At 57.9% G+C, this 1068-nt stretch carries 1 protein-coding gene; it reads right to left on the minus strand.

Translation table 11 applies throughout. The features are described 5' to 3' along the window. A partial coding sequence (locus BUE39_RS33685) for a type VI immunity family protein (RefSeq protein ID WP_235005025.1) occupies positions 1-947 on the minus strand: 947 nt, incomplete at its 3' end. Positions 948-1068: the final 121 nt, after the last annotated feature.

The raw sequence follows: 1068 nt of genomic DNA on the forward strand, positions 1-1068 counted from the left end.
AGACCTTCCTCGGGGGCGCCGAGACGCGGGAAATCCCCGGCGCGGATCAGCAGGCACGAGCCGATGCGTTCGATGTGAATGTCAGGACGATTCAGCGCTTCGCGTATGGCGGCCTCTCCACCCAGGCGGTCGACGAATAACTCGCCCAGGATCGTGTACCAGTTCACGCCCTTGATGAAACCCCATCGGCCGACTTTTGCGCCGGGATGTAAGCCCGGATAAAACGCCGTCATGTGGTCAACAGACTCGCCTTCGTATGAGACGGGGTCGTATTCTTTGGATTGCAGGTGCGCGGTGCTATCTATTTCCAATCCGCTAAAGCGCTCAGCAAGTGCCCATTCCTGCGGCATGTAACGGTGATAGCTGTAGGCAAGGACCGGAGACAGGCCTCCATAGCCGCCCTGCACCACGAGTTTTCCGCACACGTAACGCAGGAAGTTCTCGTACTGCGCGATACCATCGTCAATCGCAATCAGGTCCATCGGCACATTGAATTTCAGGTACGACAGGCCGGATTCCTGACCCCTGTATGCCTTCCAACCTTTTGGCGAAACATAGTCCTCGTCTGCTGCGATTCCGGTTAGCGTCTGGATGCTGTATTCCGCGGCTGTGTCCTGGTCGGTAGAACTGGAACGAATCACGCTCACTTCGAGATATGACGGTGTATCGACAATAGCTCGTCGTATCTTCTCCACACCTGCCGGGGCCCGCTTGGTGAACTTGCCCAGGTCGGTGTCTTTGCCTCCTTTGAGATGCTCGCCGAACAACTCGTCGAAGCGATCGAAGCAGTCGAGGATGCCTTGACGCACTTCGGGTTGAGAACCGCGTTCAAAGTACACCGTCCCAATCACGCCCGGTAGCACGCCCATGCGGTTGTCGGCAAGCCGCACGCTCAGATCTTCCTTGTAGCGTGCGAGTGCTTGCGCGGGCGTCAAGATGGTCGTCACGGGAGTCACAAACAAAGCTGCTAACTCTCGCTTGGCGACCAATGCCAGTACGTCTCACCCCACGGGCTTCCTTCGATCGCGGGCATGATTTCGCCCGCTTCGAAATAGCGACGGCTCCCCG

It is taken from the genome of Paraburkholderia terricola (assembly GCF_900142195.1).
In the GTDB taxonomy this organism is placed as follows: domain Bacteria; phylum Pseudomonadota; class Gammaproteobacteria; order Burkholderiales; family Burkholderiaceae; genus Paraburkholderia; species Paraburkholderia terricola.